At 67.1% G+C, this 19,557-nt stretch carries 22 protein-coding genes and 1 pseudogene; 9 read left to right on the top strand and 14 right to left on the bottom strand.

What is annotated here, in order from left to right:
- Positions 1–14: 14 nt before the first annotated feature.
- A complete protein-coding gene (locus QNJ67_09875; GenBank protein ID MDJ0609272.1) occupies positions 15–242 on the bottom strand; it encodes a sulfurtransferase TusA family protein in 228 nt (75 codons plus the stop codon).
- Between the two features lie 152 nt (positions 243–394).
- Between QNJ67_09875 and QNJ67_09870 the strand changes: the two genes are divergently transcribed.
- From QNJ67_09870 to QNJ67_09845, 6 genes and pseudogenes are all read left to right on the top strand, one after another.
- Positions 395–2,782, top strand: coding sequence for a transketolase (locus tag QNJ67_09870; GenBank protein MDJ0609271.1), 2,388 nt, complete (start codon positions 395–397; stop codon positions 2,780–2,782).
- A 267-nt stretch (positions 2,783–3,049) separates the two neighbouring features.
- Positions 3,050–3,472 (top strand): helix-turn-helix transcriptional regulator, encoded by a 423-nt coding sequence (locus tag QNJ67_09865; protein ID MDJ0609270.1) that lies wholly within the window; start codon positions 3,050–3,052, stop codon positions 3,470–3,472.
- Between the two features lie 106 nt (positions 3,473–3,578).
- Positions 3,579–4,220: a hypothetical protein gene (locus tag QNJ67_09860; protein ID MDJ0609269.1), complete on the top strand. Its 642-nt coding sequence runs from the start codon at positions 3,579–3,581 to the stop codon at positions 4,218–4,220.
- An 89-nt stretch (positions 4,221–4,309) separates the two neighbouring features.
- Positions 4,310–5,329 (top strand): annotated as a pseudogene (gene queA / locus QNJ67_09855) (tRNA preQ1(34) S-adenosylmethionine ribosyltransferase-isomerase QueA).
- Between the two features lie 129 nt (positions 5,330–5,458).
- Positions 5,459–6,571: a tRNA guanosine(34) transglycosylase Tgt gene (gene tgt / locus QNJ67_09850; protein ID MDJ0609268.1), complete on the top strand. Its 1,113-nt coding sequence runs from the start codon at positions 5,459–5,461 to the stop codon at positions 6,569–6,571.
- Between the two features lie 217 nt (positions 6,572–6,788).
- Entirely contained in the window at positions 6,789–7,220 is a 432-nt protein-coding gene (locus tag QNJ67_09845; protein MDJ0609267.1) for a hemerythrin domain-containing protein, read from the top strand.
- Positions 7,221–7,226: 6 nt separating this feature from the next.
- Here the strand turns inward: QNJ67_09845 and QNJ67_09840 are convergent, their stop codons facing one another.
- The gene (locus QNJ67_09840; GenBank protein ID MDJ0609266.1) at positions 7,227–8,171 is read right to left on the bottom strand and encodes a class I SAM-dependent methyltransferase; all 945 of its coding nucleotides are present in this window, start codon (positions 8,169–8,171) and stop codon (positions 7,227–7,229) included.
- Entirely contained in the window at positions 8,164–8,322 is a 159-nt protein-coding gene (locus QNJ67_09835; protein MDJ0609265.1) for a hypothetical protein, read from the bottom strand. The genes QNJ67_09840 and QNJ67_09835 overlap by 8 nt, the downstream gene beginning before the upstream one ends.
- 190 nt (positions 8,323–8,512) lie before the next feature.
- On the opposite strand from QNJ67_09835, the gene QNJ67_09830 reads away from it, so the two are divergent.
- Positions 8,513–9,367 carry a DUF547 domain-containing protein gene (locus QNJ67_09830; protein MDJ0609264.1) on the top strand — a complete coding sequence of 285 codons (855 nt, stop codon included), beginning with the start codon at positions 8,513–8,515 and terminating at the stop codon, positions 9,365–9,367.
- A gap of 81 nt (positions 9,368–9,448) precedes the next feature.
- Here the strand turns inward: QNJ67_09830 and QNJ67_09825 are convergent, their stop codons facing one another.
- Entirely contained in the window at positions 9,449–10,978 is a 1,530-nt protein-coding gene (locus tag QNJ67_09825; protein ID MDJ0609263.1) for an altronate dehydratase family protein, read from the bottom strand.
- A 94-nt stretch (positions 10,979–11,072) separates the two neighbouring features.
- Positions 11,073–11,468 carry a RidA family protein gene (locus QNJ67_09820; protein MDJ0609262.1) on the bottom strand — a complete coding sequence of 132 codons (396 nt, stop codon included), beginning with the start codon at positions 11,466–11,468 and terminating at the stop codon, positions 11,073–11,075.
- A gap of 119 nt (positions 11,469–11,587) precedes the next feature.
- Here QNJ67_09820 and queG point away from each other — a divergent pair, with 119 nt between their 5' ends.
- Positions 11,588–12,742, top strand: a complete 1,155-nt coding sequence (queG, locus tag QNJ67_09815; GenBank protein ID MDJ0609261.1) for a tRNA epoxyqueuosine(34) reductase QueG — start codon at positions 11,588–11,590, stop codon at positions 12,740–12,742.
- Positions 12,743–13,172: 430 nt separating this feature from the next.
- On the opposite strand, the gene QNJ67_09810 is transcribed toward queG, so the two are convergent.
- The 7 genes from QNJ67_09810 to QNJ67_09780 form a co-directional block, all read right to left on the bottom strand.
- On the bottom strand, positions 13,173–13,619 hold the full coding sequence (locus QNJ67_09810; protein MDJ0609260.1) for a hypothetical protein: 447 nt from the start codon (positions 13,617–13,619) through the stop codon (positions 13,173–13,175).
- A 194-nt stretch (positions 13,620–13,813) separates the two neighbouring features.
- A complete protein-coding gene (locus tag QNJ67_09805) occupies positions 13,814–14,104 on the bottom strand; it encodes a hypothetical protein (protein MDJ0609259.1) in 291 nt (96 codons plus the stop codon).
- 112 nt (positions 14,105–14,216) lie between these two features.
- Positions 14,217–14,753, bottom strand: coding sequence for a hypothetical protein (locus tag QNJ67_09800; GenBank protein ID MDJ0609258.1), 537 nt, complete (start codon positions 14,751–14,753; stop codon positions 14,217–14,219).
- Positions 14,754–14,759: 6 nt separating this feature from the next.
- Complete coding sequence (locus tag QNJ67_09795; protein MDJ0609257.1) at positions 14,760–15,164, bottom strand: hypothetical protein; 405 nt, start codon at positions 15,162–15,164, stop codon at positions 14,760–14,762.
- A 240-nt stretch (positions 15,165–15,404) separates the two neighbouring features.
- The gene (locus QNJ67_09790; protein ID MDJ0609256.1) at positions 15,405–15,707 is read right to left on the bottom strand and encodes a hypothetical protein; all 303 of its coding nucleotides are present in this window, start codon (positions 15,705–15,707) and stop codon (positions 15,405–15,407) included.
- 358 nt (positions 15,708–16,065) lie between these two features.
- Positions 16,066–16,512, bottom strand: a complete 447-nt coding sequence (locus QNJ67_09785) for a hypothetical protein (GenBank protein ID MDJ0609255.1) — start codon at positions 16,510–16,512, stop codon at positions 16,066–16,068.
- Between the two features lie 318 nt (positions 16,513–16,830).
- A complete protein-coding gene (locus QNJ67_09780) occupies positions 16,831–17,217 on the bottom strand; it encodes a hypothetical protein (GenBank protein MDJ0609254.1) in 387 nt (128 codons plus the stop codon).
- 103 nt (positions 17,218–17,320) lie between these two features.
- On the opposite strand from QNJ67_09780, the gene QNJ67_09775 reads away from it, so the two are divergent.
- Complete coding sequence (locus QNJ67_09775) at positions 17,321–17,935, top strand: YqgE/AlgH family protein (GenBank protein MDJ0609253.1); 615 nt, start codon at positions 17,321–17,323, stop codon at positions 17,933–17,935.
- A gap of 16 nt (positions 17,936–17,951) precedes the next feature.
- Here QNJ67_09775 and QNJ67_09770 read toward each other — a convergent pair whose 3' ends face one another.
- Positions 17,952–18,503 (bottom strand): DUF934 domain-containing protein, encoded by a 552-nt coding sequence (locus tag QNJ67_09770; GenBank protein MDJ0609252.1) that lies wholly within the window; start codon positions 18,501–18,503, stop codon positions 17,952–17,954.
- Positions 18,490–19,557, bottom strand: a 1,068-nt coding sequence (locus QNJ67_09765; GenBank protein ID MDJ0609251.1) for a nitrite/sulfite reductase, incomplete at its 5' end; no start/stop codon positions are given. The genes QNJ67_09765 and QNJ67_09770, both read right to left, overlap by 14 nt.

The following is a 19,557-nucleotide window of genomic DNA, read 5'->3' as shown; positions in this document are numbered from 1 at the left end:
CGCGCCCGGAGGGATCACCCCGCCTTGCGAATATGGAAGACGAAGACGCCGTCCTCCTCGCGCGACTCGACCAGCTCGTGCCCCGTGGTCTCGCAGAAGGCGGTGAAGTCCTTCACCGAGTCGGGATCCGTCGCCCGGACTTCGAGCAGCCCGCCGGCTTCGACGGTCTTCATCGCCCGCCGGGCCTTCAGCACCGGCAGCGGGCACTTCAGGCCCCTGGCGTCGAGCAGCGCGGCTTCCATGCTGGCTTTCCCCTCGCGAGAACAAGGCCGCGATTGAAGACTAGCCAAGCAACCCGGTCAATGCCGCCAGGAGAGGCCGGGTTTCGTTGGCGCGCCCGCCGACGACCGCTAGAGTACCGGCCGAACGGCGGCGAAAGTTTGGGCTGGGAACCATGCGCGACGAGGAACTGCGGCATCTGAAGGAGATCGAGCGGCGGCTCCTGTGGCTGGCCTGCTGGACGATCCACAACGCCAACCACCTGCGGGAAAAGGTCGACGGGCTCAAGGTCGGCGGCCACCAGGCATCCTGCGCGTCGATGGTCTCGATCATGACGGCGCTCTATTTCCGCACCCTGCGCCCCGAGGACCGGGTGGCGGTCAAGCCCCACGCCTCGCCGGTGTTCCACGCTATCCAATACCTCATGGGCAATCAGACCCGGGAGAACCTGGAGAACTTCCGCGGCTACGGCGGCGCCCAGTCCTATCCGAGCCGCACCAAGGACGTCGACGACGTGGATTTCTCGACCGGCTCGGTCGGCCTCGGCGTGGCGATCACCGCCTTCGCGTCGATGGTGCAGGACTATCTGGCCGCCAAGCCGTGGAGCGCCGCGCGCCCCCTGGGGCGGATGATCGCCCTGGTCGGCGACGCCGAGCTGGACGAAGGCAACGTCTACGAGTGCCTGCACGAGGGCTGGAAGAACGAGCTGCGCAACACCTGGTGGATCATCGACTACAACCGCCAGAGCCTGGACGGCGTGGTCCGCGAGGGCCTCTGGAAGCGCATCGAGGCGATCTTCGGCGCCTTCGGCTGGGAGGTCGTGCGGCTCAAGTACGGCGCCCTGCAGCGGGCGGCGTTCGACGAGCCGGGCGGCGGGAAGCTGCGCGACTGGATCGACCGCTGCCCCAACCAGCTCTATTCGGCGCTGACCTTTCAGGGCGGTGCCGCCTGGCGCAAGCGCCTGATGGACGAGATCGGCGACCAGGGCGCGGTCACCGCCCTGCTCGACCGGCGCACCGACGACGAGCTCGCCCGCCTCATGACCAACTTGGGCGGACAGTGCCTCGAGACCCTGGCGGCTGCGTTCGACGCGGTGGACCACGACCGCCCGATCGCCTTCCTGGCCTACACCATCAAGGGCTGGGGCACGCCGCTCGCGGGCCACAAGGACAACCACGCCGGGATCATGAACCCGGCGCAGATGGACGCCTTCCGGGCCGCCATGGGGGTGCCCGAAGGCCGGGAGTGGGAGCCCTACGCCGGCGTCGAGGATCCGGCCGCCCTTCGGCGCTTCCTGGGCGCGGTGCCGTTCTTCGCCGCCGGGCCCCGGCGCTACACAGCCGACCGGATCCCGGTGCCGCCCTTCGAGGCGCCCGGGGACCGGGAGCTCTCGACCCAGGCGGGCTTCGGCAAGCTCCTGGACCAGCTCGCCAAGTCGGACTGCGCGCTGGCCGACCGCACGGTCACGACGTCGCCCGACGTGACCGTCTCGACCAACCTCGGCGCCTGGGTCAACCGGCGCGGCCTCTTCGCCCGCGACGAGCTCGCCGACACCTTCCGCGAAGAGCGGATTCCTTCGGCGCAGAAGTGGCGCTTCGCCGGATCGGGCCAGCACCTGGAGCTCGGCATCGCCGAGATGAACCTCTTCCTGCTGCTCGGCGCCGCCGGCCTTTCCCACTCGCTGTTCGGTGAGCGTCTGATCCCGATCGGGACGGTCTACGACCCCTTCGTCGCGCGCGGTCTCGACGCCCTCAACTACGCCTGCTACCAGGACGCGCGCTTCCTGATCGCGGGCACGCCCTCCGGCGTGACCCTGGCCCCCGAGGGCGGTGCGCACCAATCGATCGGCGCGCCGCTGATCGGCATGAGCCAGGACGGTCTCGCCGCCTTCGAACCGGCCTACCTCGACGAGCTGTCGGTGATCCTCGAATGGGCCTTCGACTACCTGCAGCGCGACGGCGAGGGCGACCCCGACGAGCGGACCTGGCTGCGCGACGAGACCGGCGGGTCGGTCTATCTCCGCCTGAGCACGCGCAGCCTGGAGCAGCCCGGGCAGCGGCGCGACGACAGCTTTCGCCAGGGCGCGATCGACGGCGCCTACTGGTGGAAGGAGCCCGGACCGAACTGCGACGTGGTGATCGCCTATCAAGGCTGCGTCGCCCCCGAAGCGATCGCCGCGGCCGGGCGCATCGCGGAGCTCCGGCGCGACGTCGGGGTGCTGGCCGTGACCTCGGCGGACCGGCTCAACGCTGGGTGGACGGCGGCGCAGCGGGCCCGGCGGCGCGGGCACGAGAGTGCCGCCAGTCACGTCGAGCGTCTGTTCGCCCCCCTGCCCGCCCACTGCCGGATCGTCACGGTGATCGACGGCCACCCGGCCACGCTGGCCTGGCTCGGCGCGGTCGCCGGGCACGTGACGGTGCCGCTCGGAGTCGAACATTTTGGCCAGACCGGTCAGATCGGCGACCTCTACGCCCACTTCGGGATCGACGCCGAGTCGATCGTCTACGCGGCCTGCAACTTGAGCCCCGGGCGAAAAGCGGTCCCGCTGCGCCTGTTTTCTTGAGCGAGGCGATAGCGGGCCCATCGGATATGCTCTCTGGCAGGCTCACGAAAAAGGGGCCCGGCGGGCAAGCACCGGGCCCCCTTCTGCATGTCACGCCGTTTCAAGCGGTTGGAAGCGATGGCCTCTCGAAGGGCGTGGCGGCGGCGGCGATGCCTTTGGTGGGTTGCAAATTTAATTGACTTCTGCAATTTTCAGGATTAGTCCTAAATATCTAGATTGTTATTGCGGCAGTGTTACAGAAAAATGGCGAAACGATCAAGGGTTGTCATGCAGCGTGAAGCCGATGCGCCCTCCACGCCGCACCCGATCGATGTTCATGTGGGCGGCCGCCTGCGTCTCAGACGCCTCGCCGTCGGTCTCAGCCAGGAGCGTCTGGCGAAGTCCATCGGGATCACTTTTCAGCAAATCCAGAAGTACGAGCGGGGCACCAACCGGATCGTCGCGAGCCGGCTGCACGATCTCGCCCGGGTCCTCAACGTGCCGGTCGGCTACTTCTTCTCCGAACTGGACGAGAGCGAGTTGCCGAGCTCGGCACCCGCGGCCCGGGAGGAAGCCGTGGTGATGTCCCACGATCTGATGGCGGAAAAGGAAACGCTGGACCTGATCCGCTGCTACTACAACATCCCCAACCCCAGGATTCGCAAGCGCGTTTTCGATCTGGTAAAGTCGGTAAGCAAAGCGATTCACTAGCTTACGGCGAGCTTGCCCCCATGGCGCGAAAGGTATCGAGGTGGCCGACGGCCGCTTTTCCGGCGTGCCTCCTCCGCCCTTCCAACGCCCAGGCTCGGGTGTCCGAGTGAGCCGCATTGTGGGACCGGACCGCTTCGAGATCGGCTCCGACGACCTCGCCGCTGCGCTCAACCGCCTGATCCTGGAGGACGCGGTCAGCCTGCCTCTGCTGCGGCCGGAGGACCGCGCCGGCCTGCTCGACGCCGCCGAGGCCCTGCCCTACCGCCGCGCCACACCGGTGATCGGCGAGGGCGAGAAGCGCGTCGTTCAGGATTTCGAGCTCACCGTGGCGTTCCAGCCGGGAGACGTCTTTCACCGGCTGGCTGAGGCGCTGGAGCGGCTGACGGCGGCCGCCCTGGACCGCACGGCCGGTCTCCTGCCCGAGGCGCCCCGTTTCAACGACCTGATCGTCCAGCGCTACGCGCCGGGCTGCCAGGGCATCACGCCGCACCGCGACCACATCTGCTATACCGGCCTGGTCGCCCTGGTGACCCTGTGCGGGCGGGCGAGGTTCTTTCTCTGTCCGGATCGCAGCGGCCGGAACCCGCGCGAACTGCCGATGCCGGCGGGCGGCCTGGTCCTGATGCGCGCACCTGGCTTTGCCGGCCTCAAGGACCGGCCCTTTCACATGCTTTCCCACGTCACCGAGACCCGCATCGGCGTGGGCATCCGTCACGACACCCGCAAGGAAGAGCCCGCGACCGCCTGAACCCGGCTCACACGGCGCGCCGGGCCCGCGGTCCCGAGAAGGGTTTTGGCGTCTGGGCCGACGGTCCCGACGATGCTACACCACGCCCTATGCGCACCGACGACTTCGACTTCGAGCTGCCGCGGGAGTTCATCGCCCAGCATCCCGCCACGCCACGCGATTCCTCCCGTCTCCTGGAGGTCACGGCCGACGGCCTGAACGACCGCGTCTTCCGCGACCTGCCCGACCTGCTCTCTCCGGGCGACGTGATGGTGTTCAACGACACCAGGGTTCTCCCGACCCGATTAACTGGCCGGCGCGGCGAGGTCACGGTCGAGGTGACGCTGCACAAGTCGATCGGCCGCCGCCGCTGGCGGGCCTTCGCCCGGCCGGCAAAGCGGCTCAAGCCGGGCGACTGGATCACCTTCGCCCCGGATTTCTCGGCCAAGGTCGCCGAGAAGCGCGCCGAGGGTGAGGTGGTGCTGGTCTTCGCCTCGGCGCCGACCGCCTTCCGCGACGCCCTGGACCAGCACGGCGCCATGCCGCTGCCCCCCTATATCCGGCGCGACGAGGGCCCGGACCCGCGCGACCGAGACGACTACCAGACGGTCTACGCCGCCGAGGACGGCGCGGTGGCGGCGCCGACCGCCGGGCTGCATTTCACCGACGAGCTGCTGACCCGGCTCGACGAGGCCGGCATCGAGCGCCGCCGGGTGACGCTGCACGTCGGCGCCGGCACCTTTCTCCCGGTCAAGACCGAGTTCGCCGAGCAGCATCCGATCCACACCGAGGCAGGCCGCATCACAGCCGAGACGGCCGAGGCCATCGAGCTCGCCCGGCGCGCCGGTGGGCGCGTCGTCGCGGTCGGCACGACCAGCCTGCGGCTGCTCGAGAGCGCAGCCGACGAGAACGGCCGGTTGCGGCCCTTCGAGGGCGAGACGGGGCTCTTCATCCTGCCGGGCTACCGTTTCAAGGTGGTCGACCTGCTGATCACCAACTTCCATCTGCCACGGTCCACCTTGTTCATGCTGGTGTCGGCCTTCTCCGGGGTCGAGCGGATGCGCGGCGCCTACGAGCGCGCCAAGGCGGCGGGCTACCGCTTCTACTCCTTCGGCGACGCCTGCCTGCTGCACCGGAGGGCGCCCGAGAAGGCCGTCGGGGCGGCGCCAGGCTCGGCGACGGCGGTCAGGTCTCCGGCGAGAGCGGCGCCCGGGGCGGCGCCGGCGGCAGCGCCGAGCCCGCGGGGCGGGCCCTTCGGCCTGGAAGTGCTGGCCCAGGACGGCGTGGCGCGCCGCGGCAGGATCACGACGGCCCATGGCAGTTTCGAGACCCCGGCCTTCATGCCGGTCGGCACCGTGGGTACGGTCAAGGGCCTGCTACCGGAGCAGGTCCGGGCGACCGGCGCCGAGATCATCCTCGGCAATACCTATCACCTCATGCTGCGCCCCGGCGCCGACCGGGTGGCGCGGCTCGGCGGGCTGCACCGTTTCATCAACTGGCGGGGGCCGATCCTGACCGATTCCGGCGGCTTCCAGGTCATGTCGCTTTCCCAATTGCGCGAGATCACCGACAAGGGCGTCACCTTCCAGTCCCACATCGACGGCAGCAAGCACGAGCTCACGCCGGAGCGGGCAGTCGAGATCCAGGACCAGCTCGACGCCGACATCACTATGGTCCTGGACGAGTGCACGCCCTTTCCGGCGACGGCCGAGGAGGCCGCCCGCTCGATGCGACGCTCGCTGGCCTGGGCCGAGCGCTGCCGGGCGGCCTTTCGGGAGCGCCCGGGCTACGCCCTCTTCGGCATCGTCCAGGGCAGCACCTTCGAGGACCTGCGCCACGAGTCGGCCGAGGGCCTCCAGGCGATCGGCTTCGACGGCTACGCGGTCGGCGGCCTGGCGGTCGGGGAAGGCCGGCAGACCATGCTGGGCGTGCTGGAGACCACCCTGCCCTGGCTGCCCGGCGTCAAGCCGCGCTACCTGATGGGCGTCGGCCGGCCGGCCGACATCGTCGAGGCGGTGCGGCGCGGCATCGACATGTTCGATTGCGTGCTGCCGACGCGCTCGGGCCGGACCGGCCAGGGCTTCACCCGGCGCGGCGAGATCAACATGAAGAACGCCCGCCATCAGGACGACCCCCGGCCGATCGATCCAGAATGTCCCTGCCCGGCCTGCCGCCACTACAGCCGCGCCTACATTCATCACCTCTTCAGGGCCGGCGAGATGCTGGGGCCCATTCTCCTGACCACCCACAACCTGAGCTACTACCAGTCGATCATGGAGGGGCTGCGCCAGGCCATCGAAAGGGAGCAGCTGGACAGCTTCGTGGCCCGGTTCCACCAGGAATTGGCCGAGGGCGATCTGCCCGAACTTTAGTAAAAACCCCGACAAATCTCCGGATAAAGAATGAAAAATTCGAGCGTTATTGATTGAGCAAGTCTGTTTCTTTAGAACTAAACAAGAAACACGCCTATTTATTTGATACTTTTACAATTTCATTTCACGCGACACAAAATTGCTTCATGACAACTATAACGCCAGACAGCATAATTGCCGCCATCGCCTCACACAGCCCTCAAGGCAGTGCTTGGATATGAACAGAACAGCCGTGTTTCGCAAACAGCAGGAGGACATCCTCCACCTGGTCGGCAGGATTTCGGCCAAGCTGGACGAGGGTCCCCTGTCCGCGCAGATCGACGAGATCCTGTTCCTCCTGGCCGCCTTGCAGGACAAGATCGCGATCCATCTGGTCGGCGAGGAGGAGCTGCTCTACCAGAACCTGGTCCGCGGCTCGACGGACGAGGTCGCCGTGCTGGCGCGAGAACTGCGCCAGGAGCTCGGCGAACTCTCGAAGCAGGTCGCAAGCTTCGCCACCCGCTGGGAAGACCGCGACGTCGTGCTGTGCCAGCCTTACCGCTTTCTGCGCGAGGCGGGCGGCGTCTTCGCCGTGCTCGACCGCTGCATCCAGCGGGAGCACCAGCACCTTTACCCGCTGATGGACCAGGCGGCCGCCCAGCCGGCCTGAAGCAAGCTAAGCCGCGACCCCCGCGGTCGCCACCAGAGTAGCCCCCCGCGCCGCAGCCGGGAGTGGAATCGCCTGCAGCAGACCCGACGCCAGCCAGGAGCAGGCCTTCCGTCCTCGAAGGCCCGCACCGAAGCGCGCGCCGCCACGGCGGCCGAGCGCACGGGCCGCCCGCGCCATCCACCATAGCCGCCGTTCCCAGGGCTCGACCGCGGGCCGGTAGAACGCCGGGTTCTCCAGCCCGTGCCGCCGGAGCAGCGCGGCGACGGCCGGCTCGTTCCACCAGGTAAGGTGATGCGGCGGCGCGTTGAGCACGAAATCGGGCAGGTCGCCCAGGTAGCTGTCGACGTCCGGGAGCCCCAGGATCACCTGGCCACCCGGCGCCAGGCAGCGCAGCCCATCGGCCATGAAAGTGTCCGGCTCGGCGAAGTGTTCGAGAACCTGGAAAGCCGCCAGGACTGTATAGGGCGGCCGACGTCCCGCCGCGACATCGTCGGCCAGGCCGGCCAGATCCCGGCCGCTCACGTTGCGGCCCCGGGCCTGCGCCCGCCGGACGCAGGCGAGGTCGAATTCCAGCCCCTGGTAAGCCGCGTCGTCCAGACGCTCGGCGAAAGCGCCGTCCCCGGCCCCGATCTCGAGCACCCGTTCGCCCGGCCCGATCAACCTGGCCGCCAAGCGATGCTCGGCCTTGTTCTCGGGGTGGTACCAGGGGAACGAGCGCAGACGCCGGTAGAAGGACGCCGAGCCGGCGACCGGCGGATCGAAGTAGGCGTGGCCGGTCTCCGGATCGCGGCACAGCCTCAACGCCGCGAGGCCGTCAAAATGATCCGCGACGTCGATGCCGAAGTCCTGCCGCCAGCTTGCGACCAGCTCGGCCACGACGATTTCTTCCAGCAGCTGCGGCGTTTGGTCCGGGCGCGGCCGGGGCTCGGCGACAGGGGCGGCGTCAGGCATCGGACCGCAGTTTCATGGGCGTGACGGCCGCCGTCCAGGGGCGCCTCAGATTGCGGCCGACCAGGCGCCCGAACAGCAGGTTGCACAACGAGGCCCGCGAGCAGGCCTCGACGGCGGCGCGGTCGATCGCGCGGATCTTCTGCCGGCTCATCTCATGACATCTCCTTACAATCCCGTGAGCGGCCGGGGATCGGCGTTGAACCGGCGCCGCGCCCGCCCCCATCTCTGCGGTCGGTGTCCGCCCGTCCGGCGGTTCTTGGGTAGATGGCGACTGCCGGCCGCCGGACCAGCACCGATGCCGCGCGACCGGGAAGCGATCAACATGTGAAGAGGAACTTGCGATGCTTTGGGGGAATCGGCGGCGCGCCGCCTCAGCGATCGGAGGCCTCGCCGCGGCCCTCGCGCTCGGGGCCTGTTCCCAGGCCAGGGTCGAGGCGAACTTCGTTCCCGACTCGGACCCCTGGCCGCGCTGGGAGGCGCACGACGCCAGGGCGACCGGCAAGATCGATCACAGCCACTGGGACGATTTTCTCGGGCGCCATGTGAGCACCGACGAGAGCGGGCTGAACCGGATCGCCTATGACGAGGTCACCCCGGGCGACAGGGCCGCGCTGGACGCCTACATCGCTTCCCTCGAGGCGATCGAGATCAGCGCCCACAACCGGCCCGAACAGTTCGCCTACTGGGTCAATCTCTACAACGCGGTGACCGTCCGCACCGTGCTGGAGAACTATCCGGTCGACTCGATCCGGGACATCAACGACGGCCTCCTCTCGCCCGGCCCCTGGGACCGCCCCCTGGTCGGGGTCGAGGGCGAGACCCTGACCCTCAACGACATCGAGAGCCGCATTCTGCGCCCGCTGTGGCAGGATCCGCGCGTCCACTACGTGCTCAACTGCGCGTCCGTTGGCTGTCCCAACCTGGACGCCACGGCCTACGAAGGAGCGTCCCTGGAGGCCCGGCTCGATCAGGCGGCGCGCAGCTACATCAACAACCCGCGCGGCGTCCGCCTCGAGGACGGCGAGCTCGTCGTCTCGAGCATCTACGCCTGGTTCGAGGGCGATTTCGGCGGCTCGGAGGACGCGGTCCTGGCCCATCTCGGGCGCTATGCCGACCCGGAGCTGAAGCAGGCCCTGTCCGACCGGGGGTCGATCGATGGCTACGCCTACGACTGGGCGCTCAACGACGGGCGCTGACGGCATGACCTCGCCGGCCGCAGGCGGACCTGTTCTGCTGTCCGCCCTGGTGGCGCCCATGCCCACCTCAAACGGTCGGGATCACATCACCGCGCCGATCTGCCAGGGCACGAACTCGTCCTCGCCGAAGCCGAGCACCTCGCTGTTGGTCGGACTGCCGGAGGCGACTTCCAGGATGCGCGCGAAGATCTGCTCGCCCATCTCGCCGATCGGCACGCCCTCGTCCAGCACGACGCCGCAGTCGATGTCCATGTCCTCGTCCATGCGACGGTACATCGCGCTGTTGGTCGCCAGCTTCAGGCTGGGCGACGGCTTGCAGCCGTAGACCGAGCCCCGGCCGGTGGTGAAGCAGACGATGTTGGCGCCGCTCGCCACTTGGCCGGTGATCGAGCAGGGGTCGTAGCCCGGCGAGTCCATGAAGACGAAGCCCTTGGCGTCGATCGGCTCGCCATAGCGGTAGACGCCGCAGAGGTTGGTCGTGCCCCCCTTGGCCGCCGCGCCCAGGGACTTCTCCAGGATCGTGGTCAGACCGCCCGCCTTGTTGCCGGGGCTCGGGTTGTTGTCCATCTTGCCGCCGTTCCGGGCGGTGTAGTCCTCCCACCAGCGGATCCGTTCGATCAGCTTGTCGGCCACCTCCTCCGAGACCGCGCGCCGGGTCAGCAGGTGCTCGGCGCCGTAGATCTCCGGCGTCTCGCTGAGGATCGCCGTGCCGCCGTGGCGCACCAGGAGGTCGACCGCCGCCCCCAGCGAGGGATTGGCCGTGATACCCGAGTAGGCATCGGAGCCGCCGCACTGCAGCGCCAGGGTGATCTCGCTGGCCGGCACGGTCTGCCGCTCCACCGCGTCGACCGCCGGCAGCATCTCCTCGAGCACGGCAACGCCCTTCTCGACCGCGCGGCGGGTGCCGCCGGCGTCCTGGATCGTCATGGTCCGGAAGCGCGGCCCGCGCTCGATCCCGTAGGCTTCCAGCAGGAAGTCGATCTGGTTGACCTCGCAGCCGAGTCCGGCCAGCAGCACGCCGCCGAAGTTCGGATGGCGGGCGAAGCCCCAGAGCGTGCGCTGCAGGTTGGCGTAGCCCTCGCCGTCGCCGGCCATGCCGCAGCCGGTGCCGTGAACCAGCGCCACCACGCCGTCGACGTTGGGAAAATCTTCGAGCCTCTCTTGGTCGAAGGCGCGGGCAATGCAGCGCGCGACCGTTGCCGAGCAGTTCACGGTGGTCAGGACGCCCAGGTAGTTCCGCGTGCCGACCCGCCCGTCGGGCCTGCGGAAGCCCTGGAAGGTCGAGCGCTCCGCCTCGTTGAAGAAGGCGGTCGGCCGCCGGTCCGAGCAGGCCGCGGTGTCGCGCTCGAAGGTGCGGAACTCCATGTTGTGGGTGTGTACGTGCGCGCCGGGCTCGAGCGCTTCCTTGGCGAAGCCGATGATCTGGCCGTATTTGCGCAGGGCTTCGCCCTCGGCGACCGGCCGGGTCGCGATCTTGTGACCGGCCGACACCGACGCGCCGGCGGTCACCCCTTCTCCCGGGATTTCGGTCCCCGGCAGAATGTCGGCGCGCGCCACCACGACGTTGTCGGTCTCGTGCAGGCGGATGGTCAGCGGTGCGGGGTCGGCCATGGCGGCCTCCAAGCTTGGGGGGTGGAGCCAGTGTCAGCTTATCCGCGGACGATGAATTGGACCAGTCGCCTGGAGAGAGCTGACCTGGGCCGCCTCATGGCCGCCGGGCGACAAAATCGATCTCGACCAGGGCGTCGCGGGCCAGGCCGGTCACCCCGATGCAGGTCCGCGCCGGCCGGCGGTCGCCTGGGAAGTAAGAGGCGTAGACCCGATTCATCGCCTCATAGTCGCGCTGGAAATGAGTCAGGAAGACCCGGCCGGCGACCACGTCGGCCAACGAGAGGCCGAGCTCCGCCAGCACGATCTTCAGGTTCTCCATGACCCGCTCGGTCTGTGCCTCGATGCCCTCGGGCAGGGGCCGGGAGTCGTCGGCCGGGTCGTTGGGAATCTGCCCGGTCAGGAAGACCCAGCCCTCGGCCTCGACGGCGTGGCTGTAGGGCGCGACCGGCGAGGCGGCGGCGGCCAGCATGTGAAAGATCGGCGCGGTCATGGCGGCTCCTCCGAGTGCAGGGGACAGAGCGCCAGGATGGGGCCGGGCCCGGACTCGGGCAAGTTTGAAGACCTCCCAACGCAGCCCTATGATCGGCGGCGACCTCGGAGGGGTGGCGAATGCGGAACGGCGGGGCCGATAGCGAGAGAGACCCGAAAGCGCTGATCCGCGACCGGGCGCTTTCTCTCGGCTTCGACGCCGTCGGCTTCGCGCCGGCCGCGCTCGGCGCGGCCGTGCGCGCGGACCTGGCCGGCTTCGTCGCCCGGGGCTACCACGGCGACATGGGCTGGCTGGCCGAGCCCGGCCGCCTGGCCCGGCGCGGCGACCCCAAGACCCTCTGGCCCGGGGCGCGCAGCGTCGTGGCGCTCGGCCTCGACTACGGGCCGGCCGGCGACCCGCTCGGTCTTCTAAGTGCGCCCGAGCGCGGCAGCATCTCGGTCTACGCCCGGGGCCGCGACTACCACGACGTCCACAAGAAGAAGCTGAAGGCGCTCGGCCACTGGATGACCGAGAACCTCGACTGCGAGGTCAAGGTCTTCGTCGACACCGCGCCGGTCATGGAGAAGCCTCTGGCCCAGCGCGCCGGGCTCGGCTGGCAGGGCAAGCACACCAACCTGGTCTCGCGCGACTTCGGCTCCTGGCTCTTCCTCGGCGAGGTCTACTGCAGCCTGGACCTGGCGCCCGACGAGGCCGAGGCCGACCACTGCGGCTCCTGCCGGCAATGCCTCGACGCCTGCCCGACCGCCGCTTTTCCGGCGCCCTACCGGCTCGACGCCCGGCGCTGCATCTCCTACCTGACGATCGAGCACAAGGGCCACATCGCGCCCGAGTTCCGCGCCGCCCTGGGCAACCGGATCTACGGCTGCGACGACTGCCTGGCGGTCTGTCCCTGGAACAAGTTCGCCCGGACCGCCGGCGAGAGCGCTTTCCTGCCGCGCGCCGAGCTGACCGCGCCGCGCCTGGCCGATCTCGCGGCGCTCGACGAGGCGGCCTTCCGCCAGCTCTTTTCGGGTTCGCCGATCGAGCGCCTCGGCCGCGACCGCTTCCTGCGCAACGTGCTGATCGCCCTGGGCAACAGCGGCCGGGCGGAGCTGGCGCCGGTCGCAAGCCGGCACCTGGACGACCCCTCCCCCCTGGTCCGCGCCATGGCGGTCTGGGCCTTGTCGCGGCTAGCGACGGCCGAGGACTTCGCGGCGGCGCGGCGGGAGCATCTCGAGCGAGAAAGCGATGCCGACGTCCGGGACGAATGGCTGGGCCGGGCCGAAGCCGACTAACGCCCCGACCACGTGCAGGACGGCGCCAACACGGTGGTCCGCCGGGCCCCGTCCGAGGAGCCGGCGCGAGCTGATCTCGGCATCACAGGCCCATTTGGCTGTAACGGCTGTTATGGCTGGCGCAAAATCTTCCGCCGTTTTGCGGCGTCGGCATCCTTGTCCCAGGGCTTCCCGGGACGGCTTCTCAGCGGCCGGCGAAGCTTTGGCCTTGGCTACGGCCCAAAGTGGCGCGTCCTAGGCCGGCCCTTCGTGTTCGGTCTTCTTCATTGCCGGTTTGTAGTCGTGCGTCCGTTCTTGGTGCATCCCGGTGAGTGGATGGTGACCGCCTTGCTCCCGAGAGCGGACATCGCGAAGATGATTGATCCAAGGCAACTTATGACCCGAAGCTGCCCTTTGGTTTAACAAACGACTGGGTGGCTGGTGATGGAGGTTAACAGCTATGCGGCGATCCAAATCGGTCGAGCCGTTCCGTCTCTTTTCCAGCTTCCTTCAGACTCTGCCGTGCGGCTTCACTGACAAATTCACTCTCATCTCTGCAAAGCGATTCCAGAACCCTGGCAGGCGTATTCCCATGGATGGCGACCTTTCGCCGGACCGACTCCTCGGGGTCGCGAGACAGCTTTTCCAGCAAGGCAGCATCGAGTTTCCTCTTCCCCGCAACCCAACTTCGAACTTCCGCATCCGTGTCATCCGACAGGATGCGTAGTATGCTCAATGGCACTTTCTTGTTGTGGACCACCCAGACTTTCATCTCCGGATATTTTTGAATCACTTCCAGCCAGACTTCCTCGCTGGCCTCTTCATGGGCTGCGCGACGATACTCATTCGGATCATCGCTGCTACGCAACCTGTAGAATTCTTCTGCCGTCGTGATCATTCCAGAAAACGCTTGAGAGTTGCGATCATCGTTTTCTTACCCTTTCGTCTCAATCCGGTGCTGGCTAGAGGAACAGGGGCGGATTGGGCGGTCCGCGACTGACTGGAAGCATTCGAAGAAGGGCTCGGCCACACAGCCGACCAAGGAAGTGGGTAGAGGACTACGCGCTTCTTGCTGCCCCCGCATCTTCTCCCTCACTTGGGTTTCTTGCTCTCCAGTGCCTTGACCCACATGCTTTCGAACTGCTTCTTAGTTATCGTTTCGGGCTCGAATTCAGGGTCGCGAGCAATCTCCTCTAGCGACGGGATCTCTTCCAGCGATAGCCCCATCGAGTCTAGGGAGCCTTCTTCGCTGGCGTATCCGTACCTACCATCTCTGAAGATTTCGATTTTCCTCAACTCCCATCGCGCATCACTTAACTCGCTATAGATTTCCACTGGATCGTCCTGGTCCTGGTGGATCCATCTGACTCTCATGTAGATCATGGCGCGGCACTTCCAGCTCTCAAAATCCTGTCATTGCTGGGACAGTTCATATCTCACTCTTTCCTTGTCGGTCCGCGGCGGTCAGGCAGACGCGGGCGGCCCCATGCCTTCGTTATTGAAGGCTGCGGAACGGTTCCTCCGAGAGCTTCTTGAACCATTTGCGGTGTTCGATCTCGGACCGCGCCAGGAGATAGCAGTCTCCCGAATGCCACTGCCCATAAACGTTCTCCTCTTCGTTCCAGAAGACGAAGAAAGCCCGTGAGAACAGATTGAGGATGCCCAGAGACCCGTGCAGCTGGTCCGTTTCCCCGTCGCCGAAATCAATCACCGAGGGCGGCCTGAAGAGGGGGCTCTGCCGAAGCTGCCGCGTCAGCGTCTCGTAGGGCTCCCAGCCGTTTCCGTGCGGCCAGGGCTCGAACTCAAGGACGCCGAGGGTTGCCGGCGCTTCGATCCCCGCCAGCGCGATCACCTCGCCCGAGAACCGATGGATCTCTTCCATTCGCTCGATCTGCGTCGTTCGGTTGAAGAAGACCATCCTCTTCATCAGGGCCGGATCGAAGGCTTCAGGAAGGTTGGGATTCGTCTTCGAACCGAGCCGCCGGAATGCCCGGACAACGCGGTCGGACTCTTTTCCCTCGAGGCGCTTCATCGCCGCTCAAGGGATCTTATGCCTGGCGTGGGCATAGGTCTCGTAGAGTTCCGCCCAGGCCAGGGCGAAAACCTCTTCGACCTCGAAGGCGTCCCGCGCCTCCGGGTTGGGAACCCTCGACGTCGCCACGTGCACGAAGAGGGGCCAACTGGAGATTGGAAAGAGCGTCTCTCCCCCGTGGCGCGCCTGCAGCAGAACCAGGTCGATGCCCTGGTTCCCGAACCAGCGCTTTGGTCCGGTCATCGGCCGGTTGAGCCTGACCAGCGCGCAGTCGTCCCTCTCGCCGATCCGGACCCGCTTGACCAGGGTGCAGCACCGCGGCTCGTCCAGATCGGCCGATTCCGTCGATGCCAGGTAGTAGTCGGCGAAAAAGAAGTCGTCTGTCACGCCGCCGCCTCGGCTCCGTTCCACGGGCGCTCGGCCCCCGAGATCCGGCTTCAGTCTAGGGCGCGGGTCCTTACGCTTCCTTTCGATTGCGCCGGCTTCGGCGCCATGTCGGCTAATGGCTACACCTCGCCGTGCCTGCCCCGGCGGCGGCACGTCCGGTTTGGCACCGGGTCCAGACCTGAGAGCCGCTGACGACCGCTCTGCCCCCGATCTCGGACGTGAACCGCGATGGTCGGCGACGGGGAAATCTGACCCGAAGGCGACTTAATCGTCCTTGTAGCCTAATTCAACAAGTCTTCTTTGGATTGCGCGTACTGTTTCTTGTATTGCAGCCAAGTTAGCATCGCCCAAGCCCATGTAATCCGCTTCGATTTTAGCTAGATAATCTCTAGCTGCAGCCACACCCTTCCCGTTTATCAACATCCCGGCAGCATGCAATAAGTAGGTGTCATACTCGTCCTCTGCATTTTTGGGAGGATTTCCGTCGGCCTCCTTAAGAGCTATTGGGTCCCAAAGCGTCCAACCAATTTCGCGGAAATCAGCAGCTTTAATGCTCGGTTTGCTCATCTCGCCGCCCATGTTCCGGTTGATCAGTAGACACTAACAGGCTTGCCGAAAAATGTCGCCTTGTGGCTATTCCTTGCCGTGCCGGTCACGGCGTTGGCGTGTCCGCTTTGGCCCTAGCCCCAGACCTAAGAGCCGTCGACGACGGGTATACCCCCGTTCTCGGACCTGCATCGCGGCGATTGGCGACGGGGAGAATTGACCCGATGCGGTCATTTTGGCCTTAGGCGAACAGCCGCCTACCATCGGATATGCGTGCACAATGCTGGAGCCGCCATGGAGGCCCAAACCCGCCGCCCCGGCTGCCCGCTCGGCACTGCGGGCTGGCGGGGGCTCCGAAGGCCATATGCGCGGCGTTCCCTCAAGAAAGATCAGCGACTTCCCAAAGACACGTCTCGATGAACGTCCAAAGAGACAGATCGGTCTGATGCAGTTCTCCATCCTCTTCGTACCATATGGAGCCATCAGACCTCTCACAGGCTGCAAAGGCGCCCCCGCCTATCTCCGCGAAGATCGTGAAGCGGTCCAGGAAACCCATCTCAGCGATCTGATGCTTGGAGTGGTCCTGATCGTTAGCCCGCTGAAGACTGTCCCATGTGGTCTTCGGGTTGGACGGGTCATAGATCGGCAGCACGACGAACCAATCGAGACCGAGTCCGTTCGCGACCGAATAGAGCTCTTCAAACTCCGGGCCCAAGCCTAACTGGGCCACAGCCGACCGCACCTGAGAAACCGGCAAAGGAGTTCCAGTGTGGCACCCAAAGGTCGCCTTGAGTCTGGTTATCGTTTCGACCGGAGACGTGTCCATGGAACTCATACTCGCGAAGCGTTTGCACTTCGCGGACCCAAGGGCCGCTAGTTTTCGGCGGCAGTCTAGGTCTCGGGTCCTTACGCTTCCTTTCGATCGCGCCGGATTCGGCACAATGTCGGCTCATGGCTGCACCTTGCCATGCCCGCCATGACGCCGGTCTGTCCGCTTCGGTGCAGGCTCCAGACCTCCGAGCCCGTTATGACTACTCTGCTCCCTGCCCTGCCTGAGAGATCTGGCACGAGCATCGGCGACCCGCAGGGCGGTTCCTCCTGAGGCAAGAAGGGCGTGGGTCCCTAACCGCGCGCCGCCTCCGGTCTACTCGGGGCTTGTTGCCGGTAGTCCCGCGCGCTCGGGTTCCGGACCGGGGAAGCAGACGAAGCTGGCGCGGATCGGCAGCATGAGCGCGCAGCCGTTCCAGAATGCGTCCTGACCGACCCTCTCCAGGCGCCCGCCGTTCGGGCAGAGCCGCTGGGCCTCGGCCATCACCTGCTTTGGCCGGTTGAACAACGAGCCGTAGCAGACGGCGACCGCCCGCGGCCGGGGATCATAGTCGAAGGTGCCCAGCACGATCTCTTGCGAGGCCTCGGGCGGCAGGGCCTCACGCGCATCGGAAGAGGGCGCGACCGGAAAGGGCTGGTTGGCGCAGCCCGCGAGAAGCAGCGCGAGAAAGAGCCCGGCGGCGAGCGGCGAGAGTCTGGTCATCGGGCAATCCTTAGCACAGCCGCGCCGGCGCGCCCACTCGTGAAAGCGGCGCCCGGTTCTGCTAGTATTCGTTTTCGCTGGCTCGATCACGATGAGCAAGACCGTGACGCTTTACCTCCGTGCCCTGCTCGCCGTCTTGGCGACGCTCCTCGTCCTGGCGCTCCCGATCCGCGCGCAGGCCGAGGACCTGACCGGCCACCTCCTGATCGCGACGCCGGAACTGGGAGACAGCAACTTCGAGCAGACGGTGATCTACCTGGTCGCCCACGACGAGTCCGGCGCCTTCGGCCTGGTGGTCAACGAGCCGATGGGCGAGCTGCCGCTGGCGCGCCTGCTCGGCGGATCGGCAAGCGAGAAGCTGGCCGGTGGCGAGAGCGAATCGGCGGCGCCGATCAAGGTGCATTATGGCGGACCCGTCGAACCGAAGCGGGCCTTCCTCCTCTACAGCAGCGAGGTGAAGCTGGCGGGCAGCGTCGACCTCGGCAACGGCGTCGCCTTCAGCAACCGGCGCGAGACGATCGAGAGCCTGACCGGCGCGGAAAGGCCGCGCCACCTGGTCCTGACCCTCGGCTACGCCGGCTGGGCGCCGGGCCAGCTCGAGGCCGAGATCGAGCGCGGCAGCTGGTACGTCGCCGAGTGGGACGAGTTCCTGGTATTCGGCGCAAACAATGCCGCCAAGTGGGCAATCGCGATCGCCCGCTTCGGCCCGGAGTTGTAGGTCGGCCGAAACCGGCTCAGTAGGCCCAGTGGGCGGAGCAGGGCTCGACCTCGCGCTCGGCGAGGGCGCCGGAGCCGTGGCGCTGCAACGACGCCCAGCTGCGGCGGTCGCTGGCCGGCTGATAGCGCACCGAGATCTCCCCGGCCGCCGCGCGCCAGGCCGCCGCGGCCGTCTCGTCCGCCACCTCGAAGGCGTCGAAGCCGCAGCGCTTCATGAAGGCCGACTGGTCGCGCAGCACCTGGCCCACGGCACGGATCTCGCCGGTGAAGGCGTAGCGCTCGCGCAGCAGGCGGGCGTAGGAATAGGCCCGGCCGTCCTTGAAGGCGGGGAACTCCAGCGCCACGAGATCGAAGCGGTCAAGATCCTCGGCGATCGAGGAGGGCGCCTGGTCGCTGCGCAGGCGGATGCCGAGCGGCACGCCGCGCCCGGCCAGGCTCTCGCCCTCGGCCAGCCAGCGCTCCAGGCTGACAATGACCCCCAACCGCTCGGAGACGGGCGGCACGTCCGCCTCGTCGTTCAAGGATACCCAGCGATCCTCCACGATCTCGTCGTTCTTAATGAGCGGCATAGAGCTTCTCCTTGAAAGGTTTCAGGCCGACCCGCCGGTAGGTCTGGTTGAAGGTCTCGCCGTCCTGGCGCGTTGCGACATAGGTGTCGACGATGGTCTCCACCGCGTCGGCCACCTGGTCGTAGGAAAAGGCAGGCCCGACGATATCGCCGAGCACCGTGTTCTGGTCGGCGCTGCCGCCCAGGGTCACCTGGTAGAACTCCTCGCCCTTCTTATCGACGCCGAGGATGCCGATGTGGCCGACGTGGTGATGGCCGCAGGCGTTGATGCAGCCGGAGATCTTGATCTTCAGCTCGCCCACGTCGTGCTGCCGCTGGATGTCGGCGAAGCGGGTCGAGATCCGCTGGGCGACGGGGATCGAGCGGGCGTTGGCCAGGTTGCAGTAGTCGAGGCCCGGGCAGGCGATGATGTCGGAGACCAGGCCGATATTGGCGCTCGCCAGCCCGGCTTCCTTGAGACCGAGCCAGAGCGCGTAGACCTCGCTCTGCCTGACGTGGGGCAGCACGAGGTTCTGCTCGTGGCTGACCCGGATCTCGTCGTGGCTGTAGCGTTCGGCGAGATCGGCGAGCTGCTCCATCTGCGCCGCCGTGGCGTCGCCCGGCACGCCGCCTTCGGGCTTGAGCGAAACGTTGACGATGGCGTAGCCCGGCTGCTTGTGGGCGAAGAGGTTGCTGCGCACAAAGCGGGCGAAGTCGCGGTCGGCCAGACGCCGTTCCGCGAAGCCGCTGTCCACCGCCGGCAGGGCCTCGAAGGCGGGCGGCGCGAAATACCTCTCGATCCGCGCGATCTCCTCGCGCGGCAACTGGAGGGCGCCGTCCCGGATCTCCGCCCACTCCTCCTCGACCAGACGGGCGAACGCCTCGACCCCGGTCTGCTGCACCAGGATCTTGATCCGCGCCTTATAGATGTTGTCGCGGCGGCCGACCTGGTTGTAGACCCTCAGGATCGCCTCCAGGTAGCTGAGCAGGTCCCGCTTCGGCAGGAACTCGCGGATCGTCTCGCCGATCACGGGCGTACGTCCCTGCCCGCCGCCGACGATGACCTCGAAGCCCCG

Source organism: Kiloniellales bacterium (genome assembly GCA_030064845.1).
Classification (GTDB): domain Bacteria; phylum Pseudomonadota; class Alphaproteobacteria; order Kiloniellales; family JAKSDN01; genus JASJEC01.
This window is presented reverse-complemented; position numbering and strand designations above follow the sequence as displayed.